The organism is Streptomyces sp. BRA346 (genome assembly GCF_052851135.1).
The window spans coordinates 1-20,344 of the sequence record NZ_JAIWIH010000039.1 but is presented as its reverse complement, the minus strand read 5'-3'; the positions used below and the strand labels follow the sequence as shown (position 1 = coordinate 20,344).

18 protein-coding genes and 1 pseudogene are annotated in these 20,344 nt (G+C 70.3%); 12 read left to right on the top strand and 7 right to left on the bottom strand.

All coding sequences use genetic code 11. The annotated features are described in order from the left end of the window. Positions 1-19 precede the first annotated feature (19 nt). The 6 genes from LCH29_RS35385 (at position 20) to LCH29_RS35360 (ending at position 7,554) form a co-directional block, all read left to right on the top strand. Positions 20-1,045, top strand: coding sequence for a hypothetical protein (locus LCH29_RS35385; protein WP_446465771.1), 1,026 nt, complete (start codon positions 20-22; stop codon positions 1,043-1,045). A 32-nt stretch (positions 1,046-1,077) separates the two neighbouring features. After that, on the top strand, positions 1,078-2,187 hold the full coding sequence (gene chvE / locus LCH29_RS35380) for a multiple monosaccharide ABC transporter substrate-binding protein (protein WP_446465770.1): 1,110 nt from the start codon (positions 1,078-1,080) through the stop codon (positions 2,185-2,187). 15 nt (positions 2,188-2,202) lie between these two features. Beyond that, positions 2,203-3,771: a multiple monosaccharide ABC transporter ATP-binding protein gene (gene mmsA / locus LCH29_RS35375; protein WP_446465769.1), complete on the top strand. Its 1,569-nt coding sequence runs from the start codon at positions 2,203-2,205 to the stop codon at positions 3,769-3,771. Then, positions 3,768-5,000 (top strand): multiple monosaccharide ABC transporter permease, encoded by a 1,233-nt coding sequence (gene mmsB, locus LCH29_RS35370; RefSeq protein WP_446465768.1) that lies wholly within the window; start codon positions 3,768-3,770, stop codon positions 4,998-5,000. The genes mmsA and mmsB overlap by 4 nt, the downstream gene beginning before the upstream one ends. 48 nt (positions 5,001-5,048) lie before the next feature. Beyond that, positions 5,049-6,212: an aldose epimerase family protein gene (locus LCH29_RS35365; protein WP_446465767.1), complete on the top strand. Its 1,164-nt coding sequence runs from the start codon at positions 5,049-5,051 to the stop codon at positions 6,210-6,212. Positions 6,213-6,297: 85 nt separating this feature from the next. Further along, positions 6,298-7,554, top strand: coding sequence for a pyroglutamyl peptidase (locus tag LCH29_RS35360; protein ID WP_446465766.1), 1,257 nt, complete (start codon positions 6,298-6,300; stop codon positions 7,552-7,554). Positions 7,555-7,560: 6 nt separating this feature from the next. Here LCH29_RS35360 and LCH29_RS35355 read toward each other — a convergent pair whose 3' ends face one another. Genes LCH29_RS35355 through LCH29_RS35340 form a run of 4 tightly spaced genes read right to left on the bottom strand, consistent with a single transcriptional unit; the run spans position 7,561 to position 11,234 of the window. After that, on the bottom strand, positions 7,561-8,013 hold the full coding sequence (locus LCH29_RS35355; protein WP_446465765.1) for an NUDIX hydrolase: 453 nt from the start codon (positions 8,011-8,013) through the stop codon (positions 7,561-7,563). Then, positions 8,010-8,798, bottom strand: coding sequence for an EI24 domain-containing protein (locus tag LCH29_RS35350; protein ID WP_446465764.1), 789 nt, complete (start codon positions 8,796-8,798; stop codon positions 8,010-8,012). Before LCH29_RS35350 ends, LCH29_RS35355 begins: the two co-directional genes overlap by 4 nt. An 18-nt stretch (positions 8,799-8,816) precedes the next feature. Then, complete coding sequence (locus tag LCH29_RS35345; protein ID WP_446465875.1) at positions 8,817-10,133, bottom strand: jacalin-like lectin; 1,317 nt, start codon at positions 10,131-10,133, stop codon at positions 8,817-8,819. A 51-nt stretch (positions 10,134-10,184) separates the two neighbouring features. Continuing rightward, positions 10,185-11,234 carry a pectate lyase family protein gene (locus tag LCH29_RS35340; protein ID WP_446465763.1) on the bottom strand — a complete coding sequence of 350 codons (1,050 nt, stop codon included), beginning with the start codon at positions 11,232-11,234 and terminating at the stop codon, positions 10,185-10,187. Positions 11,235-11,557: 323 nt separating this feature from the next. Between LCH29_RS35340 and LCH29_RS35335 the strand changes: the two genes are divergently transcribed. Together LCH29_RS35335 and LCH29_RS35330 are read left to right on the top strand one after the other, a co-directional pair. After that, the gene (locus LCH29_RS35335) at positions 11,558-12,337 is read left to right on the top strand and encodes an intradiol ring-cleavage dioxygenase (protein ID WP_446465762.1); all 780 of its coding nucleotides are present in this window, start codon (positions 11,558-11,560) and stop codon (positions 12,335-12,337) included. Between the two features lie 238 nt (positions 12,338-12,575). After that, the gene (locus LCH29_RS35330; protein ID WP_446465761.1) at positions 12,576-13,277 is read left to right on the top strand and encodes a FadR/GntR family transcriptional regulator; all 702 of its coding nucleotides are present in this window, start codon (positions 12,576-12,578) and stop codon (positions 13,275-13,277) included. Positions 13,278-13,486: 209 nt separating this feature from the next. Here the strand turns inward: LCH29_RS35330 and arfA are convergent, their stop codons facing one another. Further along, entirely contained in the window at positions 13,487-14,995 is a 1,509-nt protein-coding gene (gene arfA / locus LCH29_RS35325; protein WP_446465760.1) for an arabinosylfuranosidase ArfA, read from the bottom strand. Positions 14,996-15,103: 108 nt separating this feature from the next. Further along, positions 15,104-15,532: pseudogene (locus LCH29_RS35320) on the bottom strand (family 43 glycosylhydrolase); the annotation flags it as partial. A gap of 178 nt (positions 15,533-15,710) precedes the next feature. Between LCH29_RS35320 and LCH29_RS35315 the strand changes: the two are divergent. Next, positions 15,711-17,108 carry a glycoside hydrolase family 30 protein gene (locus LCH29_RS35315; protein WP_446465759.1) on the top strand — a complete coding sequence of 466 codons (1,398 nt, stop codon included), beginning with the start codon at positions 15,711-15,713 and terminating at the stop codon, positions 17,106-17,108. Positions 17,109-17,263: 155 nt separating this feature from the next. After that, positions 17,264-18,397 (top strand): FAD-dependent oxidoreductase, encoded by a 1,134-nt coding sequence (locus tag LCH29_RS35310; protein WP_446465758.1) that lies wholly within the window; start codon positions 17,264-17,266, stop codon positions 18,395-18,397. A gap of 11 nt (positions 18,398-18,408) precedes the next feature. Here the strand turns inward: LCH29_RS35310 and LCH29_RS35305 are convergent, their stop codons facing one another. After that, positions 18,409-19,428, bottom strand: coding sequence for an NADP-dependent oxidoreductase (locus LCH29_RS35305; RefSeq protein ID WP_446465757.1), 1,020 nt, complete (start codon positions 19,426-19,428; stop codon positions 18,409-18,411). 90 nt (positions 19,429-19,518) lie between these two features. On the opposite strand from LCH29_RS35305, the gene LCH29_RS35300 reads away from it, so the two are divergent. Further along, positions 19,519-19,947, top strand: a complete 429-nt coding sequence (locus LCH29_RS35300; protein ID WP_446465756.1) for a MarR family winged helix-turn-helix transcriptional regulator — start codon at positions 19,519-19,521, stop codon at positions 19,945-19,947. 75 nt (positions 19,948-20,022) lie between these two features. Beyond that, positions 20,023-20,344, top strand: a 322-nt coding sequence (locus LCH29_RS35295; protein WP_446465755.1) for an ATP-binding cassette domain-containing protein, incomplete at its 3' end; no start/stop codon positions are given.

The following is a 20,344-nucleotide window of genomic DNA, read 5'->3' as shown; positions in this document are numbered from 1 at the left end:
CGGCGATACAAGGAGCACCGTGACCACCGCCGCCTCCGCCCTTCCCTCCGGCCCCCGCCGTCCCGCCGACGCCGCCCTCGCCCCGCTCGGCCACGCGGCGCCCGCACCCGACCCCGCCGACGCCTCCGCGCACTCCTTCCCGGACGGCGGCACCTGGCGCACCGAGATCCCGTCCGTCGAGGGCCCGGAGGCGCTGGCCACCGTGTTCAAGGAGGCCGGGCGGCTCGACGTACCGATCCACCGGATCAGCCAGGGCAGCGGTGTGTGGATGCTCACCGACGCCGAGATCACCGAGATGGTGGAGTCCTGCGCGGAGCGCAACGCCGAGCTGTGCCTGTTCACCGGGCCGCGCGGCACCTGGGACATCGGCGGCGCCACCCGTTCCGACTCCGGCGGCGGCGGCCTGCGGGCCCGCGGCCACGACGCGGTCGCCGGATGCGTGGAGGACGCGCTGCGGGCCGCCTCGCTCGGCGTGAAGTGCCTGCTGGTCGCCGACGAGGGCGTGCTGTGGCTGCTGCACCAGCTGCGGACACGCGGTGAGCTGCCCGCGGACACCACCTTCAAGCTGTCCGCGCTGGTCGGCCCCGTCAACCCGGCCTCGTTCGCGGTGTACGAGCAGCTGGGCGCCGACTCGATCAACATCCCCTCCGATCTGACGCTGGAACACCTCACCGAGATCCGCCGGGTCTCCCGCGCCCCGATCGACTTCTACATCGAGGCCCCGGACGACCTCGGAGGGTACGTACGGCTCTATGACGCGGCCGAGTTGATCCGCCGCGGCGCCCCCATCTATCTGAAGTTCGGGCTCAGCAAGTCTCCGGGGATCTACCCCTACGGCGCGCAACTGCGGGACGTGGCGCTGAACAGCGCGCGCGAGCGGGTGCGCCGCGGCCGGCTCGTGCTCGATCTGCTCGCCCGGCTGGGGGCGGACGGCGGGCTGTCGCCGCTGGGCTCCCGGCTGCCGGGACCGCTGCGGCGCTTCCCCGTCACGGAAGCGTCGGACATGTCCGGTGCGGCAGTCGGCACGGCCCCCCAGAAGTCCTGAGCAATGACGCCCCAGGGAAGGACCCCATCACCATGCGTACGGTAAGAGGCGCACGAGTCGCGGCGATAGGCGCCGGCCTCCTCGCGCTCTCACTGACCGCCACGGCCTGTGGCCAGGAGGCGGTCGGTGGCAGTCGGTACAAGAGCAAGGAAAAGGGAGGGACGATCGGCATCGCGATGCCGACCAAATCCTCCGAGCGGTGGATCGCCGACGGCCGGAACATGGCCAAGCAGTTCCAGGCGGCGGGCTACAAGACGGACCTCCAGTACGGCGAGGACGACGTCCGCCAGCAGGTGTCCCAGATCGAGAACATGATCACCAAGGGGCACCGGCTGCTGGTGATCGCGCCGATCAACGGCGGGGCGCTCTCCGACGTGCTGAAGCAGGCCCACGAGGCCAACATCCCGGTGATCTCCTACGACCGGCTGCTCCTGGGCACGAAGAACGTCGACTACTACGCGACCTTCGACAACGAGAAGGTCGGCAGGCTCCAGGGCCAGTACATCGCCGACAAGCTGGGGCTGACCAAGGGCCGCAAGGGACCGTTCTCCATCGAGCTGTTCGCCGGGTCCTCGGACGACAACAACACCAAGTACTTCTTCAACGGCGCGATGAGCGTGCTCAAGCCGTACATGGACAAGGGCGAGCTGGTCGTCCGCTCCAAGCAGACCAAGCTGAACCAGCTCTACACCGAGAAATGGAGCGGAAGCGCCGCGCAGGACCGCATGGAGGACCTGCTCAACAAGGCGTACAGCAACGACGACGTCGACGCCGTGCTCTCCCCGTACGACGGCATGTCGATCGGCATCCTGTCGGCGCTCAAGGGCGTCGGCTACGGCACGAAGTCCAAGCCGTACCCGGTGGTGACCGGGCAGGACGCCGAGCTGGCCTCCGTGAAGTCCATCCTCCGGGGCGCGCAGAAGCAGACCGTCTACAAGGACACCCGCAAGCTGGCGAAGGCCACCGTGCAGATGGCCAAGGCGAAGCTGACGGGCGGCAAGCCCCCGGTCAACGACACCACGTCGTACGACAACGGCGAGAAGGTCGTGCCGACCTACCTGCTCAACCCGGTCAGCGTCGACAAGTCCAACACCCAGGTGCTGGTCGACCAGGGTTACTACACCGCGTCGCAGCTGAAGTAGGGCGGGGTACGGACTATGAGCACCATTCTCGAACTGCGCTCCATCACCAAGACCTTCCCCGGCGTCAAGGCGCTCTCCGACGTCAACCTCCGTGTCCGCAAGGGCGAGATCCACGCCCTGTGCGGGGAGAACGGCGCGGGCAAGTCCACCCTGATGAAGGTGGTCAGCGGCGTCCACCCGCACGGCAGTTACGACGGCGAGATCCTCTTCGACGGCGAGACCTGCTCCTTCAAGGACATCCGCGCGAGCGAGCAGCGCGGCATCGTGATCATCCACCAGGAACTGGCGCTGATCCCGTACCTGTCCATCGCCGAGAACATCTTCCTCGGCAATGAGCACGCCACCCGCGGTCTGATCAGCTGGAACGAAACCCTCAAGCACGCCAACGCGCTGCTGAAGCGGGTGGGTCTGACGGATTCGCCGCAGACCCGGGTCACCGACATCGGCGTGGGCAAGCAGCAGCTCGTGGAGATCGCCAAGGCGCTCTCCAAGGAGGTGAAGCTGCTCATCCTGGACGAGCCGACCGCGGCGCTCAACGACGAGGACAGCGGCAAACTCCTCGATCTGCTGCTGGAGTTCAAGGCCCAGGGCATCTCCTCGATCATCATTTCGCACAAGCTGAACGAGATCCGCAAGGTGGCCGACTCCGTCACCATCCTGCGCGACGGCCAGTCCATCGAGACGCTGACGGTGCGGGAGACCCCGGAGTCCACGCCGGAGGTTTCCGAGGACCGCATCATCCGCGGCATGGTCGGCCGCGACCTCGACCACCGCTTCCCCGAGCGCACCCCGTACGAGGGGAAGGACGCCTCCGAGGTGGCCATGGCCATCGAGGACTGGACCGTGCACCACCCCATCGACCAGCAGCGCAAGGTCGTGGACGGGGTGTCGCTGAACGTCCGGCGCGGCGAGATCGTGGGCATCGCCGGGCTGATGGGCGCGGGCCGCACCGAGCTGGCGATGAGCGTCTTCGGCCGGACGTACGGGCGCTACGCGGGCGGCCGGGTCCTCCGCGACGGCCAGGAGGTCCGTACCCGTACCGTGCCGGAGGCCATCGACCACGGCATCGCGTACGTCACCGAGGACCGCAAGACCTTCGGGCTGAACCTCCAGGACACCATCAGCCGCAACGTCTCGCTCTCCTCGCTGCCGAAGGTGGCCCGCCGCGGCGTGGTCAACGAGCACGAGGAGTCGCAGGTCGCCGAGCGGTTCCGCACGACCATGAACATCAAGGCACCGACGGTCTTCGAGCGGGTCGGCCGGCTCAGCGGCGGCAATCAGCAGAAGGTCGTCCTCAGCAAGTGGATCTTCGCCGGTCCCGAGGTGCTCATCCTCGACGAGCCCACCCGTGGGATCGACGTCGGGGCCAAGTACGAGATCTACACGGTCATCAACGACCTGGCGGCGCAGGGCAAGGCCGTCGTCTTCATCTCCTCCGAGCTGGGCGAGCTGCTGGGGATGTGCGACCGGATCTACACGATGGCGGCCGGTCAACTGACCGGGGAGGTTCCCCGGGCCGAGGCGACCCAGGAAGTTCTGATGCGCCACATGACCAGGGACAGGGACAGAGGAGACGAAGGATGAGCACGGCCACCCAGAAGACCGAGAGCCCGGCCCCACCGCCGGCCGAGGGCTCCAAGAGCCTCGGGACGCTGCTGCTCCAGGGCATGCGGACCAACATGCGGCAGTACGGAATGCTGGTCGCGCTCGCCCTGATCATCGTCATCTTCCAGATCTGGTCGGACGACATCCTGCTGCGCCCGCTGAACGTCACCAACCTGGTGCAGCAGAACGGCTACATCCTGATCCTCGCGATCGGCATGATGGTCGTGATCATCGCGGGGCACATCGACCTGTCGGTCGGTTCGCTCGTCGCCTTCATCGGCGCGGCCGCCGGCGTGATGATGATCAAACACGATATGCCCTGGGGCCTCGCCGTGGTCCTGTGCCTGCTGCTCGGCGCGGTGGCCGGGGCGTGGCAGGGTTTCTGGATCGCGTACATCGGCATCCCGTCCTTCATCGTCACCCTGGCCGGCATGCTGGCCTTCCGCGGTGGCACCCAGATCCTGCTGGACGGGCAGTCCCTGTCGCCGTTCCCCGACGGCTTCGAGAAGATGAGCACCGGCTTCATCCCGGAGATGGGCCCGTACACGCAGTACCACAACCCCACGATGGTCATCGGCCTCGTCGTGTGCGCGGCCGCCGTCTGGCAGGAGTGGCGCGGCCGGCAGCAGCGCGCGGCCTATGAGCTGGAGGTCGTGCCGCTCGGGCTGTTCTTCGTCAAGTGCGCCGCGATCGTTGCCGCCGTGATGGCCTTCACCATGACGTTGTCGAGCTGGCACGGGGCACCGTACGGCCTGCTGATCCTGGCCGTGCTCTTCGTGATCTTCAGCTTCGTCATGCGCAACACCGTCGTCGGACGTCATGTGTACGCCCTCGGCGGCAACCAGTCGGCGGCCAAGCTGTCGGGTGTCCGGGACAAGCGCGTCACCTTCATGGTGTTCGTCAACATGGGCGTGCTGTCCGCCCTCGCGGGTCTGGTCTTCGCCGCCCGGCTGGGCGCCGCCACCCCGAGCGCGGGCCTCAACTTCGAACTCGAGGCCATCGCCGCGGCGTTCATCGGCGGCGCCTCGGCCAGCGGCGGTGTCGGCACCGTGCTGGGCGCCATCATCGGTGGTCTGGTGCTCGGCGTGCTCAACAACGGCATGTCGCTGGTGGGTATCGGCACCGACTACCAGCAAGTGATCAAGGGACTGGTCCTGCTGGCGGCGGTCGGCTTCGACGTCTGGAACAAGCGCCGGGTCGGCTCGTAGCCCGCCTCCCCCACTCCCCCTGACGCATCGACTTCTATGGAGCCGCACATGACCACGAGCAGACGCACGGTGATCACGGCCGCGGCGGCGGCCGCCGGAGTGGCGGCCGCGGGCCCCGCGTACGCGAGCACCGGCACCACCCGGAAGGGCGAGGGACACGCGGTGAAGGAACACTTCGGCACGCTGGCCGACGGCACGAAGGTCGACCGCTGGACGATCGAGAACGGCCGCACCAAGCTGAGCGTGCTGTCGTACGGCGGCGTCGTCCAGACCCTGGAGATCCCCGACCGCCACGGCCGCCGGGCCAACGTGTCGCTGGGCTTCGCCGACCTGGACGCGTACGTCGCCAGCAGCCCGTACTTCGGCGCCCTCATCGGCCGCTACGGCAACCGCATCGCCCGCGGTACGTTCACCCTCGACGGCACGAAGTACCAGCTGCCCGTCAACGACGGCCCCAACAGCCTCCACGGCGGCGACAAGGGCTTCGACAAGCGGGTCTGGACCGTCGAGCCCTTCCGCAAGGGCGCCGACGTCGGCCTCACCCTCCGCCGGGTCAGCCCCGACGGCGAGATGGGCTACCCGGGCGCGCTCACCGTGCGCGTCGACTACACCCTGACCGCGGCGGGCGACTTCCGCATCGACTACGAGGCCACCACCGACAAGGCCACCGTCGTCAACCTCACCAACCACACCTACTACAACCTGGCCGGGGAGGGCTCGGGGTCCATCTACGACCACCGCCTCCAGATCGCCGCCTCCCGCTACACCCCGGTCGACAAGACCCTCATCCCCACCGGCGAACTGGCCAGGGTGGCCGGGACCCCGTTCGACTTCCGCCGCGCCAAGGAGATCGGCCGGGACATCCGGGAGGCCCACCAGCAGGTGCTGTACGGGCAGGGGATCGACCACAACTTCGCCCTCGACAAGGGCCTCACCCGCCGCCCCGAGCACATCGTGACGGTGACCGAGCCGGAGTCGGGCCGGGTCATGAAGATCGCGACCACCGAGCCCGGCGTGCAGTTCTACACGGGTAACTTCCTGACCGGCACCTTCGCCGGAACGTCCGGCCAGGTCTACCGGCAGGGCGACGGCTTCTGCCTGGAGACCCAGCACTTCCCGGACTCCCCCAACCAGCCGTCGTTCCCCTCCACGGTGCTCCGCCCGGGCGACACCTACCGCTCCACGACGGTGCACTCCTTCTCGACCCGCTGAGCGATCCGTTCTCCCCTCCCACCCCGTCACGCGCACGGGGCGGGAGGGGTTCGTCGTTTCCGCTGCCGTCTCGAAAGGCCCTCGCATGACACCGATACGCGCCCTCCTGGCCCTCACCCTGGCCGCTCTCCCCCTGGCCCTGACCACCACCCCCGCGACCGCCCGGGACCGCACCCCCACCGCCGAAGAGCAGCGGCTCGACCGGGCCGCGCCCCAGGAGATCCTGCGCCGCAGCGGCTTCGACGAGGTGGCGCCGGACTTCGCCCGGGATCTGGCGGGCGTACGGTCCGCCGCGGAGGCCGAGCGCGTCGTACGGCGGGACGGGGGGCGGCTGTGGCGCCGGGCGGTGGACCGGGTGCAGGGCCGGGGGCCCGCCGGTGGCGACCTCAGCCGGGACGACGACCGGCCGCTGTACTGGGCCCGGCTCGGGATGACCCGGGCACTCGGCGAGTGGCGGCCCGGCTTCCCGCTGAGCGAAGCCCGCCGCGCCGAGCTGCTGACCGCCCTGGAGCGCGGCTCCCGCGGGCAGGACTCCCTCGACCTGCCCGCGGGCAAACACATCAAGCGCATCGTCGTCACCGGCTTCGACCCGTTCCAGCTGGACGCCGACGTCCGCCGCTCCAACCCCTCCGGCGCGGCGGCGCTCGCGCTGGACGGGATGACGCTGCGTACGCCCCAGGGCCCGGCGCGCGTCGAGACCGCCGTCTTCCCCGTCCGCTGGGCGGACTTCGCGGACGGCACGGTCGAGCACACCCTGCTGCCGGTGTTCCGCCCCGGCCCGCGCCGGGTGGACGCGTTCATGACGGTGAGCCAGGGCCGGGTGGGCCGCTTCGACGTCGAACGCACCAACGGCGCCTGGCGCGGCGGCTACCCCGACAACGCCAACGTCTCCCGGACGGAGACGGTCCCCGTCCCGGCCGGTGTGCCGACACCGCGCCCGCAGCCGCAGTGGACGACGACCACGCTCCCGTACGCGGCGATCGTCGCCGCGAACACCGGGCCGTTCCCCGTGCGCGACAACACCGGCGTCACCGAGATCCCGGCGGGCGCCACCACCCCGGTGGTCCGCCCCGACGGCCCGACGCCCGGCTCGACGGCCCGTGCGGGCGGTGGCGGCGACTACCTCTCCAACGAGATCGCCTACCGCGCCACCCTGCTGCGCGACGCCGTCGGCCTGAAGGTGCCGGGCGGCCATCTCCACACCCCGGTGCTGCAATTCGGCCCGGACAACACCGACCCGGCGACGGGCCGGATCACCGACCCGGACTTCGTCCGCAACCGCCAGACCATCACCGCCCAGGTGCGCGCGGTGCTCACCGTGGTCGCGGCCACTCCCCGCTGAGGTTCGTCATCCGGCGGGTTCGTCGGCTGACCGGGACGGTCCGTGGGCGAGCAGCAGGGCCAGGGGCCCGGCGGGCAGGAGGAAGCGCCCCTGCGCGGCCGCGTCGATCGCGTCGGCCATCGGCCACCAGGACAGTGTGAAGTCCCGTTCGGTGGGGCTCAGCTCCTGCGGCCCGCAGATGAGGCGCCGCGCCTCGAAGAGGTGCACGCGGGCGGTCGAGGCGAGCGTGATGGCGTACGAACCCAGCGGCCGCCACACCTCGGCGGTGATCCCCGCCTCTTCCCGCAGCTCACGCCGCGCGCACTCCTCCGCCGTCTCCCCGTCCTCCCGGCGCCCGCCCGGCAGGAAGAGGTACTCGCCACCGTGGCGGGGGAAGGGGGCGCTCAGCAGGGCCACCAGCCCGTCCGTGTCGCGGGCCACCACGACGGAGGCATCGCGGGCCGGGTGGTGGTCCGTCACGCGCTGCCCAGCGCTCCCGCCGCGGTGTCGCCCCGGGCCGGGGCGGCGGCCTCGGCCGTCAGGTCGCGGACCAGCAGGGTCGCGCCCGCTACGGCGCCCGGCATGAGGAAGACCGAGACCAGGGGGAGCAGGAAGAGCACGGCGAGGGGGAGGCCGAAGCCTACGGTGAGGAGGCGGCGGCCGCGGAGCATGCGGCGGCGCTCCTCGAGCAGGACACCGCGGCGCAGCAGGGCGACCGAGGTCAGCTCCTCGGCGAGGAAGAAGCCGGTCACGCAGAGGGCCAGGGCGGGGATCACGGTCTGGCCGACGACCGGGACGAAGCCGAGCGCGAAGAAGAGCACGCTCCACAGGGTGACGCGGATGAGCAGGGCGATGGCCTCGCGGATGCCGATCCACACCTCCTGCCAGGTCGACAGGCCCGATTCGGGGACCTCGCCGCCTTCGGAGCGGTCGACCTCCTCGGAGAGGGATTCGTAGAAGGGCTGGCCGACCAGGAGCGTGACCGCGGTGAACGTGATCACCGCGAGGAAGAGGCAGGCGGCGGCGAAGAGGATGGCGAGGGCGCCGCGGAAGACGCCGAGCCAGGGTGAGGCCCAGTCGTCGGCGAAGGGGGTGGCCCAGGCGATGACGTCGTCGGTCCAGAAGAAGAGGACGACGAGGGCCGCCGCGTAGCCGACGAGGGTGATGAGGGCCGGGAGCATCCCGATCCCCCACCACCTCCCGTGCCGGGCCACCCAGCGTTGGCCCTTCACCAGATAGCCGATGCCCACTCCAAGATCACGCATGGGCGGAAGCCTACTTGGCTAGCGTGACGCGTAGATGACGCCCAGCTTGTCGATCTCGTCACCGGCGCGGCCGGTGAAACCCACGATCTGCCAGCCGTCGGGAGCGGTGAACGTGGCGGTGTCGGAGGTGGGGGTTCCGGCCGACACGGTGCGGCCCTTGTCGGTGGTGAAGGCCGCGGAGAAGAGACGGGTGCGGCCGTCCTTCCGGCCGCGGCTGAGGGTGGCGGAGGTGAGGTGTTCGCCGGAGCCGAGGGTGAGGGAGGCCGGGGTGCCGCCGCTGCCGCCGTGGGAAAGGGTTTTGCCGCCGTTCAGGGTCAGGGATACGCCGTCCAGTCGGGAGCCGCCGCGCAGGGTGAGGGTGCGGGGCGCGGGGGTGGCGGGCAGGTCGTCGGCGTCGTTGAAGGCGGTGCCGTGCGGCCCGCCGAACTGGTCCCCGGCGCGGAGCCCGTCGGCCGCCTTCCACGAGAAGTCCACGGTGTGCGGGTAGTGGTCGGACAGCGGCTTGCCCTCGGCGTCGAGGAAGTCGGTGTTGTCGTTGTTGTAGCGGGTGGCGGTGAGGGAGAGGAGCGGGCCGGAGCGGTAGAGGACCTTGTCGACGACCTCGCAGGTGTTGGTGACGTTTTCCGGGTCGCACACGAGCGCGTCGGACCCGGCGGGCGGGGCCGAGCCACCGCGGACGAGGTTCACCCAGGCGTCGGTGAGGCCGTTGCGGGTGGCGAGGTCGCGGATGTTGTCGGCGGCGCGGGTGTAGCGGGTGTTGGTGTCGCCCATGACGAGGACGGCGTTTCCGGCCGAGTTGGCGGTGATGAAGTCGGAGAGCTGGGTGATGTTGGCGCGGCGGGCGGCGAGGTCGGCGTCGGTGGTGCCCGCGTTGGTGTGCACGTTGTAGAGGTCCAGGTACGCGCCTTCGGCGAGCCGCACCCGGGCGAGGGAGAAGCCCTTGGGGGTGAGGCAGTCGGTGCCGTTGCACTTGCCCCACTTCACCCGCTCGAAGTCGTCGTACGGCAGGTCGGAGAGGGTGTTGAGGCCGTCGCCGAAGGCCGCGCCACCGCTGGTGGGGGTGCGGTACGGGTGGTCGTCACCGGCGTAGAGCGCGGCGTGGTAGTTGAAGTCCTCCTGGACGTTGACGATGTCGTACGCGCCCAGGCGGGGCGAGATCAGCGGGGTGTTCTTCTCCGGGTGGCCGGAGGACAGGCCCTCGGGGAGTCCGGCCACGTTGTACGTGAGGACGTTGAACGAACCGGAGGGGGCGGCCTTGGCCTCCGCCACCGCGGGCGTGGTGGCGCCGAGCGTGCCCGCGCAGGTGGCGAGGGCCGCCGCGGCCGCGACGGCCATGCGGCGTCCGATGAATCTCACGAAAAGTGTCCTCTCGGGGAGTTGCGAAGGTCAGAGCTTGCCGGTGCCCGCCTGGGCGGTCACCGAGGCGACCACCGACGACGCCGGTTCCGCCGTGTACGCGTACGGCGGCTTGGTGAAGGTGCCGGGCTGGGAGACCTCGGTGGCGCCGCCGCCCAGGTCGTTTCCGCGCAGCACCGCGTAGCCGTCGACGTCGCTGCTCCGGCTGGTCGTCACGGCGATCTTGGTGTCGCGGAACACGTTGTTCTCCACCAGCATCTGCGCGCCCATCCGGGAGTGGACGGCGGTGTCGGCGCCCTGGACGTAGTTGTCGTAGAAGTGGCCGGTGCCGAAGCGGAGGCTGGGGATGCGGGAGTGGACGTTGCTGAACCAGTTGTGGTGGTAGGTCACCTTGAGGTGCCCGGTGTCCTCGCCGGCGTTCTTGTCGCTGTGCCCGACCAGGCTGCCCTTGAAGTGGTCGGCGAATGTGTTCCAGGAGACGGTGATGTTGTCGGAGCCGTGGTTGATGTCCAGCAGGCCGTCGTCATAGTCCTTGTCGTGGTCGCGGTCGGCGGAGAACGTGTTGTGGTCGATCCACACCCTGGTGGACTCCTGGACCGTCACCCCGTCGGACGGCTTCCTCGGCTTGCTGATGGCGAGGTTGCGGATGATGACGTTCGTGGCCTCCTTCAGCCGCAGGCCCCCGCCGGTGAATCCGGAGCCCGAACCGACGCCCAGCACGGTGGTGTTGGAGCCGATGTCCACCTGGCCGGTGAGGGAGAGCAGACCGGACACCTTGACGACCTTGGCGCCGTCACCGGCGACGGCGGCCTGGAAGGCGGCGAGGGTGGTCACGGTGGTGGCGGTGGCGTTGCCACCGCCGGTGGTGCCCGCGCCGAAGCCGATGGGGGTGTCCGCCACCGCGGCGGCTCCGCGCGGGGCGGCGTCCGCGTCCTGCGCCGAGACCGCGGCCAGGCCCCCGAGCGCGAGGGTGGCGGCCACGCCCGCGGCGATGGCCGTCAGCCGGCGCCGGTTGTGGCCGATGCCGGGGCCGGGTCCGGTGGTGGTGTCCGTCGTGAAGTGGTCACCTGTGGAGTTCATGAAGGATCCCTCTCGGTCGGAGGATCCCCACCCGGAGGGGCAGTCGCTTGCGGGAGCGCACGGCAAGCACGTCGGTCACCGGGGCCGGTGGAGATCGTCAAAGGTGCGGCTCTGACGGTGTCTGACGGTGGCGTCATGCGCTGCCCGGACGCGGTGTGGTCAGGACCGTCCCAGCAGATGACAGCCATCACAGGAGAAGCTAGTAAGCGCTTGTTCGTGGTGTCAACACCGCTGACTCATAAGGGAGTTGGCGATAAGAAGAGTTGACGCGCGGAGACTTTGCCGAACTGACAGGCGCCCCACAGAAACCGCCCTTATTTTCCATGCCCATGACAGACTCATCCCCCGTCCCCATCGGGCGACGCAGAGTACTGATCGCCGGAAGCGCCGCCGCCGCGGCCGTCGGAATCGGCGCCGGAACCGCCGCCACCCGCCCCGGGGCGGCCGCCACCGGCGCCACGGACGCGGTCCCCGCCGCCCACGCGATCTGCACCCTCACCAAGCAGCTCACCGAGGGCCCGTACTACCTCGACCACGCCCTCGTACGGGCCGACGTCAGCGAGGACAAGCAGGGCGTACCCCTGGAGCTGGTCCTCCCCGTCGTCGACAAGGACACCTGCGCACCGCTCAACAAGGCGCTCGTGGAGATCTGGTACTGCGACGCGCTCGGCGAGTACTCCGGCTTCGTCGGCAACAACGGCCACCAGGAGCCGGACAACGGTAAGTTCCTGCGCGGCGGTGTGCTCACCGGCACCGACGGCGTGGCCAAGCTGAAGGGCATCTACCCCGGCTGGTACCGCGGCCGCTGCATCCACATCCACATCAAGGTGCACACGGGCGTGACCCTCACCGCCGACGGCTCGTTCACCGGCGGCAACGAGATCCACACCGGTCAGCTCTTCTTCGACGAGAAGATCACCCAGGCGGTCGCCAAGCTGACCCCGTACTCCACCAACACCGTCCCCCGCACCCCGCTCTCCTCCGACGGGATCTACGGCAACGGCGGCACCGCCGCCGGGCTGATGGCTGTGACGGCGCTGGGCAGCACCCCGTCGGCCGGATATCGCGGCACCCTCACCCTGGGCATCGACGCGGACGCCTGACCGCACCCCTGGCCGTAACGCCGCACGAAAACATCCCCACGTACGTCGTCCCCCATCCGTCCCCTACCGCTCGGTCCGCCTGCCCCCTCCACATCACGCCCCGCCCGGATCCCCCGGGCGGGGCTCGCCTTTGCGCCAGGAAGCCTCCCGGGGGTCTTGACGATGACCGAAACCCCACCTACGTTTCCTGGACATCAGATGTCTGATGTCCGAGCTTCCGGCAAGGAGGTCGACAGCAATGCCGCTGTCCGACGACATCGCCGAGGCGCTGCTGACCTCGATCATCGACGGCCACTATCCGCCCGGCACGGCCCTCCCCCCGGAGGGCGTACTGGCCGAGCAGCACGCCGCCAGCCGACTCACGCTGCGCGAGGCGATCAAGGTCCTGCGCTCGCAGAACGTCGTCCGCATCCACCGGGGACGCGGTACGTACGTCAACAATCCCGACCAGTGGACCGCACTGGAGCCGATGATCCGCGCGGCCGCCACCGGGCCACGGGCGGGCGGGGCGATCTCCGAGAAGCTGATCGAGGCCCGGCAGATGATCGAGGTCGGCGCCGCGCAGCTGGCCGCGGTCCGGCGCACCGACCACGACTTGGCCGAACTCGCCGAGCTGCTGGACGAGATGCGGGCGGCGGCCGCGGCCGGGGACACCGAACAGTTCGTGACCGCCGACATCGCGTTCCACGACGTGGTGATGCGCGCCTCCGGCAACGCGTTCGTCCCGCTGCTCTTGGAGCCGTTCGGACAGCTGCTGATCGAGGGCCGTCGGCAGACCTCCGCCGTGCCCCAGATCCGCACGAACGCCATCGCCCACCACGAACTCGTCCTGGAGGCGCTGCGCGGCGGGGACCCCGAGAAGGCCCGGCGCGCGATGGCTGCCCACATGACGCAGACCGCGGGCGACCTCCGGACGCACGTCATCGAGCCGCGCCGCTAGCCCCTCCCCCTCTCTTACGCACATCGCCGCACCGGCGGTGCGCTCCGGCCTGCCCGGAACGTACGATCGCGCCGGGCTCCGAGAGAACACGTTCCATGGTGAGGGCCGCCCGGAAGCTGCGGCCCACCGCTGATGTCCACCCCTGTATCTCGCGCACCGTACTCATATAAGTGCACTATACAAATTGTTTGCCGCTCATCCCAAACGGATCACCCCAAACGGATCACGTTCCAGGACATCGGCTCCAGCGTGGCGGTCAGCACCCCGTCCGCGAGCGCCGTGCCCGCGCCCACGTGCGGGGTGACGCGCTCGGGGTCGGCCAGGGTGTTGCGGGCCTCCGGGTCGGCGTCGGCGAGGACGCTGTGCTCGACGACCCGACCGAGCGCGAGACCGTGCAGCGCCACCTCCAGCGGGAGCGGCCGGTGCTGGTCGCGGTTGACGGCGAAGACGGTGACCTCGCCGGTCTCCTCGTTCGTCACGGCCGTGGCGTGCAGCAGCGGCACCTCGCCGTACCGCGCCGTCTCGTGCGCGGGGCTGTCGACGGCGACCTGGAGCACCCGGCCGCGGCCGTACGCCGAGGCCTGGGCGAAGGGGAAGAAGGTGGTCTGGCGCCAGGCCGGGCCGCCCGGTTCGGTCATGATCGGGGCGATGACGTTGACGAGCTGGGCGAGGCAGGCGACCGTCACGCGGTCGGCGTGGCGCAGCAGCGCGATGAGGAGCGAGCCGAAGACGACGGCGTCGGTGACGGAGTAGTTGTCCTCCAGCAGCCGCGGCGCCTCGTCCCAGTTGGGCGGCTCGGCGGCGTGGAAGCGGGCCTGGTACCAGACGTTCCACTCGTCGAAGGAGAGGTTGATCTTCTTCTTCGACTTCAGCCGGGCGCCGACGTGGTCGCAGGTCGCGATCACGTTCTCGATGAAGGACTCCATGTCGACGGCGGAGGCGAGGAAGGAGTCGCGGTCGCCGTCGCGCTCCTCGTAGTAGGCGTGCAGGGAGATGTAGTCGACCAGGTCGTAGGAGTGCTGGAGGACCGTGGCCTCCCAGGCGGCGAAGGTCGCCATGCCCTGGTTGGAGCTGCCGCAGGCGACGAGTTCGACGTCCGGGTCGATCTGCCGCATGGCGCGGGCGGTCTCGGCGGCGAGCCGTCCGTACTCCTCGGCGGTCTTGTGGCCGGTCTGCCAGGGGCCGTCCATCTCGTTGCCCAGACACCACAGCCGGATGCCGTACGGCTCCTTGTCGCCGTGGCCGACGCGGCGGTCGGACAGGGCGGTGCCGGACGGGTGGTTGGCGTATTCCTGGAGCTCCAGGGCCTCGGCGACGCCGCGCGTGCCGAGGTTGAGCGCCATCATGGGCTCGCCGCCGACCTTGCGGACGAAGTCGATGTACTCGGAGAGCCCGAAGCGGTTGGTCTCGGTCGAGCGCCAGGCGAGGTCGAGGCGGCGGGGGCGCTCGTCGGCGGGCCCTGTGCCGTCCTCCCACTTGTAGCCGGAGACGAAGTTGCCGCCGGGGTAGCGGAGGGCGGTGACGCCGAGTTCACGGATGAGATCGAGGACGTCGGTGCGCAGCCCGGCCTCGTCGGCGGCGGGGTGGCCGGGCTCGTAGATCCCGGTGTAGACGCAGCGGCCGAGGTGTTCGACGAACGAGCCGAAGAGGCGCGCGTCGACGTCGCCGACGGCGAAGGCGGGGTCGAGGGTGAACCGGGCGGGGGCGGTCGACTGCATGGCGGCGCCTCTCTACTGCTCTGTTCGATATGCCGGATAGGGGTCGCATATCCGAACGTGACGGTAAGAGCTGGTCGCCCGCGCGTCAACGCCTCCCGCCCGCGTGCGTCAGTACGCGGTCGGCCAGCCGCCGCTCCAGCTGAGCAGGTTGACGCCGAGCTTGGCGGTGCCGCCCGCCTGGCCGTCGTAGTAGTGGTAGACGAGCAGGTCACCGTCGGTGTCGCTCATGATCGACTGACCGCCGGGGCCGATGTAGCGGCCGTGGGACTCCAGGACCGGGGAGCCGCCGTTGTTCATCATGGCCACCCCGTTCTTGTCGCAGTACGGCCCGGTGGGCCGGGTGGCGCGGCCGACCTTGATCTTGTACGTGGAGCCGGTGCCCGCGCAGCAGGTGTCGTAGGACGCGAACAGGTGGTAGTACCCGCTGCGCTTCACGACGGACGGCCCCTCGACCGCCTTGGTACCGGTGGGCCGGGAGGCGATGCCGTAGACCGTCTTGTCGCCCCCGTACTGCTTGCCGGTGGCGGGGTCGAGGCGGGCGGGCAGGGCGAGCCATCTGGTGCGGTGACGCGTTGTCATGCGGCGTGTTTCCTCTCATGTGCTCATGAGCCGTGCGGTGTGTGCTCTCTTGACCGGGCTGGGGGCCGCCTCTAGCGTGCGGCCGACGTTACGGAAACGTTCCGGAAGTTTTCGGAGCCTGGGAAGGGAAGTTTTCGTGATCAAGACGGTCCGTACCGCTCTCGTCGGCGCAGTCGCCGCCGCCCTGATCCCTCTGGCCATGCCGTCCGCCGCCGCTGAGCAACCTTCCACCCCCGGCGCGGATTTCGGAAGGCCTCTCCAGCCGATCGATGGCTTCGGTTTCTCGGAGGCCTTCCAGCGCGCCGATCTGATGCGGGGCGCGGGCGGGCTCACCCCCGAACACCGGCGGGAGGTGCTGGATCTGCTGCTGAACCGGCGCACCGGCGCGGGGCTCAGCATCCTGCGGCTCGGCATCGGCTCGTCCTCGGACGAGGTCTACGACCACATGAAGTCCATCCAGCCCACCGACCCGGGCGGCCCGGACGCCCCGCCGCGCTATCAGTGGGACGGCAAGGACGGCGGCCAGGTGTGGCTGGCCAAGGAGGCGAAACGGTACGGCGTACAGCGCTTCTACGCCGACGCCTGGAGCGCGCCCGGCTACATGAAGACCAACGGGACGGACGCGAACGGCGGCACCCTGAAGCCGGAATGGCGGCGCGCCTACGCCGACTACCTCGTCCAGTACGCGAAGTTCTACCGCCAGGAGGGCATCCGCATCACCGACCTCGGCTTCACCAACGAGCCCGATCTCGCCACGTCGTACGCCTCCATGCAGTTCACGCCGGAGGAGGCGGCCGAGACCGTGAAGGCCGTCGGCCCGGCGGTCCGGCGCGCCGGGATCGACCTGGTGTGCTGCGACGCGGCCGGATGGAAGCAGCAGGCCGAGTACAGCGCGGCCATCGAGGCGGACCCGGAGGCGTCACGGTACGTGGGCACGCACACCGGCCATCCGTACGTCACGCCCTCGGACCAGCCGCTGCCGACGACGCGGCGCACCTGGATGTCGGAGTGGAGTCCCAACGGCACGACGTGGAACGAGGCGTGGGACGACGGCAGCGAATATGACGGCCTCACCGTCGCCGAGGCGATCCACACGACGCTCGCGGACGCGCGGGCGAGCGCGTACGTGTACTGGTTCGGCGCCTCCGTGGGCGCGACGCGGGGGCTGATCCAGCTCGACGGCGCGGACTACCACGTCTCGAAGCGGCTCTGGGCGCTCGCCGCGTACAGCCGCTTCATACGCCCCGGGGCGGTGCGGGTGGCGGCGTCGGTCGGGGCGGCCGCGGCGGACGGCGTGAAGGTGACGGCCTTCCGCAACCGGGACGGGGGCCGGGTGCTGGAGATCCTGAACACGGGCCGGGAGGCGGTCCGTACGGACTTCGCGGTGAGCGGCGGACGCGGTGGCGTACGCGGCGAGGTGTACCGCACCGACGAGACGCACTCGCTGAGCCGGGTCGGCCGGGCGGTGGTGCGGGGCGGCACGCTGGACGTGGACCTTCCGCCGCGCGCGCTGACGACGGTGGTCCTGCCGTAGGGGTGCCGTGGTGCCGGGGTGCCGTGGTGCCGGGGTGTCGGGCAGATATCAGGGCCGACGGTCCGGTGTCGGCGGCCTGTCGGCGGGGTTTGGGACGTTTCCGGTGACCCCGCCGGGCGCCCGCCCGGCACCCGTGCGACACACAGGGAATCACCATGACCCCTCACGTCACGATCGTCGGCGCCGGGCTCGGCGGACTGACCCTCGCCCGCGTCCTGCACCTCCACGGCATCCCGGCCACGGTCTACGAGGCGGAGACCTCACCGACGGCGCGCGCACAGGGCGGGATGCTCGACATCCACGACTACAACGGCCAACTGGCCTTGCAGGCAGCGGACTTGATGGACGAGTTCCGCAGCCTCATCCTGGAGGGCCGTCAGGCGATGCGGTTCCTCGACCGGGACGGAACCGTCCTGTTCGACTCCCCCGACGACGGCACCGGGGGCCGCCCCGAGGTGCAGCGCGGCGAGCTGCGGCAGATCCTGCTCGACTCGCTCCCGGCCGACACCGTCCGGTGGGGGCACAAGGTCAGCGGCGTCCGTGCCCTCGGTGAGGGCCGCCACGAGGTGGCCTTCGCCGACGGCACCACCGTCGTCACGAACCTGCTGGTCGGCGCGGACGGCGCGTGGTCACGGGTCCGCCCGCTGCTCTCCGACGCCACACCCGCGTACACCGGCAGGTCGTTCGTCGAGACCTACCTGTTCGACGGCGACACCCGCCACCCGGCCGCGGCGAAGGCGGTCGGCGGCGGGTCGATGTTCGCGCTCGCGCCGGGCAAGGGGATCCAGACCCACCGGGAGAAGGGCGGCACCCTGCACACCTACGTGGCGCTCACCGAGCCGCAGGACTGGTTCGCCGCCATCGACTTCACCGACGCGGCCACGGCCGCCACCCGGATCGCCGAGGAGTTCGACGGCTGGGCGCCGGAGCTGACCTCGCTGATCACCGACAGCGACACCGCGCCGGTCCTGCGCCCGCTCTACGCCCTGCCGATCGGCCACCGGTGGGACCGGGTGCCGGGCGTGACCCTGCTCGGCGACGCCGCGCACCTCGCGGCCCCGAACGGCGAAGGCGCCAACCTGGCCATGTACGACGGCGCCGAACTCGGCAAGGCCCTGGCCGCCCACCCGGACGACGTCGAAACCGCCCTCACCGCGTACGAGCAGGCCATGTTCCCCCGTGGCGCCAAGGCCGCCACCGACGGCACCCGACTCCACGAGTACCTCTTCGGCGACGACGCGCCCCATGGCCTGATCACCGCGTTCACCGACGCCGAGCAGACCCCATGAGGGCCAGCGTCTCAGTCGTCGAGGGCGACGATCATCTTGCCGATGTTCTCGCCGCGGAGCATGCCCAGGAAGGCCTCCACCGCGTTGTCCACGCCCTTGACGACGGTCTCGCGGTAGCGCAGCTTGCCCTCCCGCACCCAGGCGCCGACCTCCTCGAAGAACTGCGGCTGGAGGTGGTTGTGGTCGTTGACCAGCATGCCCTGCATGCGCAGCCGCTTGCCGATGAACAGCGCCATGTTGCGCGGGGCGGCGGGCGGCTCGGTCTCGTTGTAAATCGAGATCATGCCGCAGGTGGCGATGCGGCCGTGCACCTTGAGGCTGCTGAGGGCCGCTTCGAGGTGCTCGCCGCCGACGTTGTCGAAGTAGACGTCGATGCCGTCGGGGGCGGCCTCCTTCAGTTGCTCGGCTACGGGTCCGTTCTTGTAGTTGAACGCCGCGTCGAAGCCGTACTCGTCGATCAGCAGCCGCACCTTCTCGTCCGAGCCCGCGCTGCCGATGACCCGCGAGGCGCCCTTGAGCTTGGCGATCTGGCCGACCTCACTGCCGACCGCGCCCGCCGCGCCGGACACGAACACCGCGTCGCCCTCCTTGAACGACGCGACCTCCATCAGCCCCGCGTAGGCGGTCAGCCCCGTCATCCCGAGCACCCCGAGGTACGTGGTGAGCGGGGCGACCTCCGGGTCCACCGTCACCGCGCGCTTGCCGTCCACCACCGCGTACTCGCGCCAGCCGCCGAAGTGCAGGACGTGGGCGCCGACCGCGATGCCGTCCGCGTTCGAGGCGATCACCGTGCCGACCGCGCCGCCCTCCATCGGCTGGTCCAGCTGGAACGGCGGTACGTACGACTTCACGTCGTTCATCCGGCCGCGCATGTACGGGTCCACCGACATGTACAGGTTGCGGACCAGCACCTGGCCCGGGCCCGGCTCGGCCACCGGGGCCTCGCGCAGCGCGAAGTCCTCCGGCTTCGGCCAGCCCTCCGGGCGGGCGACGAGGTGCCATTCACGGCCGGTGGCGGGGATCGCGGACATGGGGGTGCCTCCTCATACTTACTTCATCATCTGAAACAATCATGGGCCTGGATATTTCATGCTGTCAAGTAAACGGGTAACCTGAGGGGCATGACGTCCCGCACCGACCCGCTGACCCTCGAGGTCGTCGAGCTCATCGGCACCATCGTGGCCCGCTATCACGAGGAGTACGAGGAAGCCGCCGCCAAGCACGCCCTCACCGGCGCCCAGGCCCGCGTCCTGGGCCTGCTCTCCCGGGGGCCGACGCCGATGCGGCGGATAGCGCAGCAGCTCAAGTGCGAGCCGTCGAACGTCACCGGCATCGTGGACCGCCTGGAGTCCCGCGGACTCGCCGAGCGCCGCCTCGACCCCGCCGACCGGCGCGTCAAGCTCGCCGCCGCGACGGAGGCGGGCCGCGAGACCGCCGAGCGGCTGCGCGGCTCGCTGGACTTCGCGCGGGAGCCGTTGGCCGGGTTGTCCGCCGATGAGCGGACGGTGCTGCGGGACCTGCTGCAACGGATGCTGGGCGTCACGCCGTAGCCGGAGTCCTCGGTTCCAGGGCACTGAAACCGCGCTGAAGCCGCGCTGAACCCACCGCGCCGCAAGCTGTGCGGCATGACGACGACATCGAGCGCACTCGCCATCGCGGCCAAGGGGCTGCGCAAGTCCTACGGCGACAAGGTCGTCCTCGACGGCATCGACCTGGCCGTCCCCGAAGGGACGATCTTCTCCCTGCTCGGCCCCAACGGCGCCGGGAAGACCACCGCCGTCAAGATCCTCTCCACCCTCGTCACCGCCGACGCCGGCGGCCTGCGGGTCGGTGGCCACGACCTGGCCGCCGACCCGCAGGCGGTGCGTGCCGCGATCGGCGTCACCGGGCAGTTCTCCGCCGTCGACGGCCTGATCACCGGCGAGGAGAACATGCTCCTCATGGCCG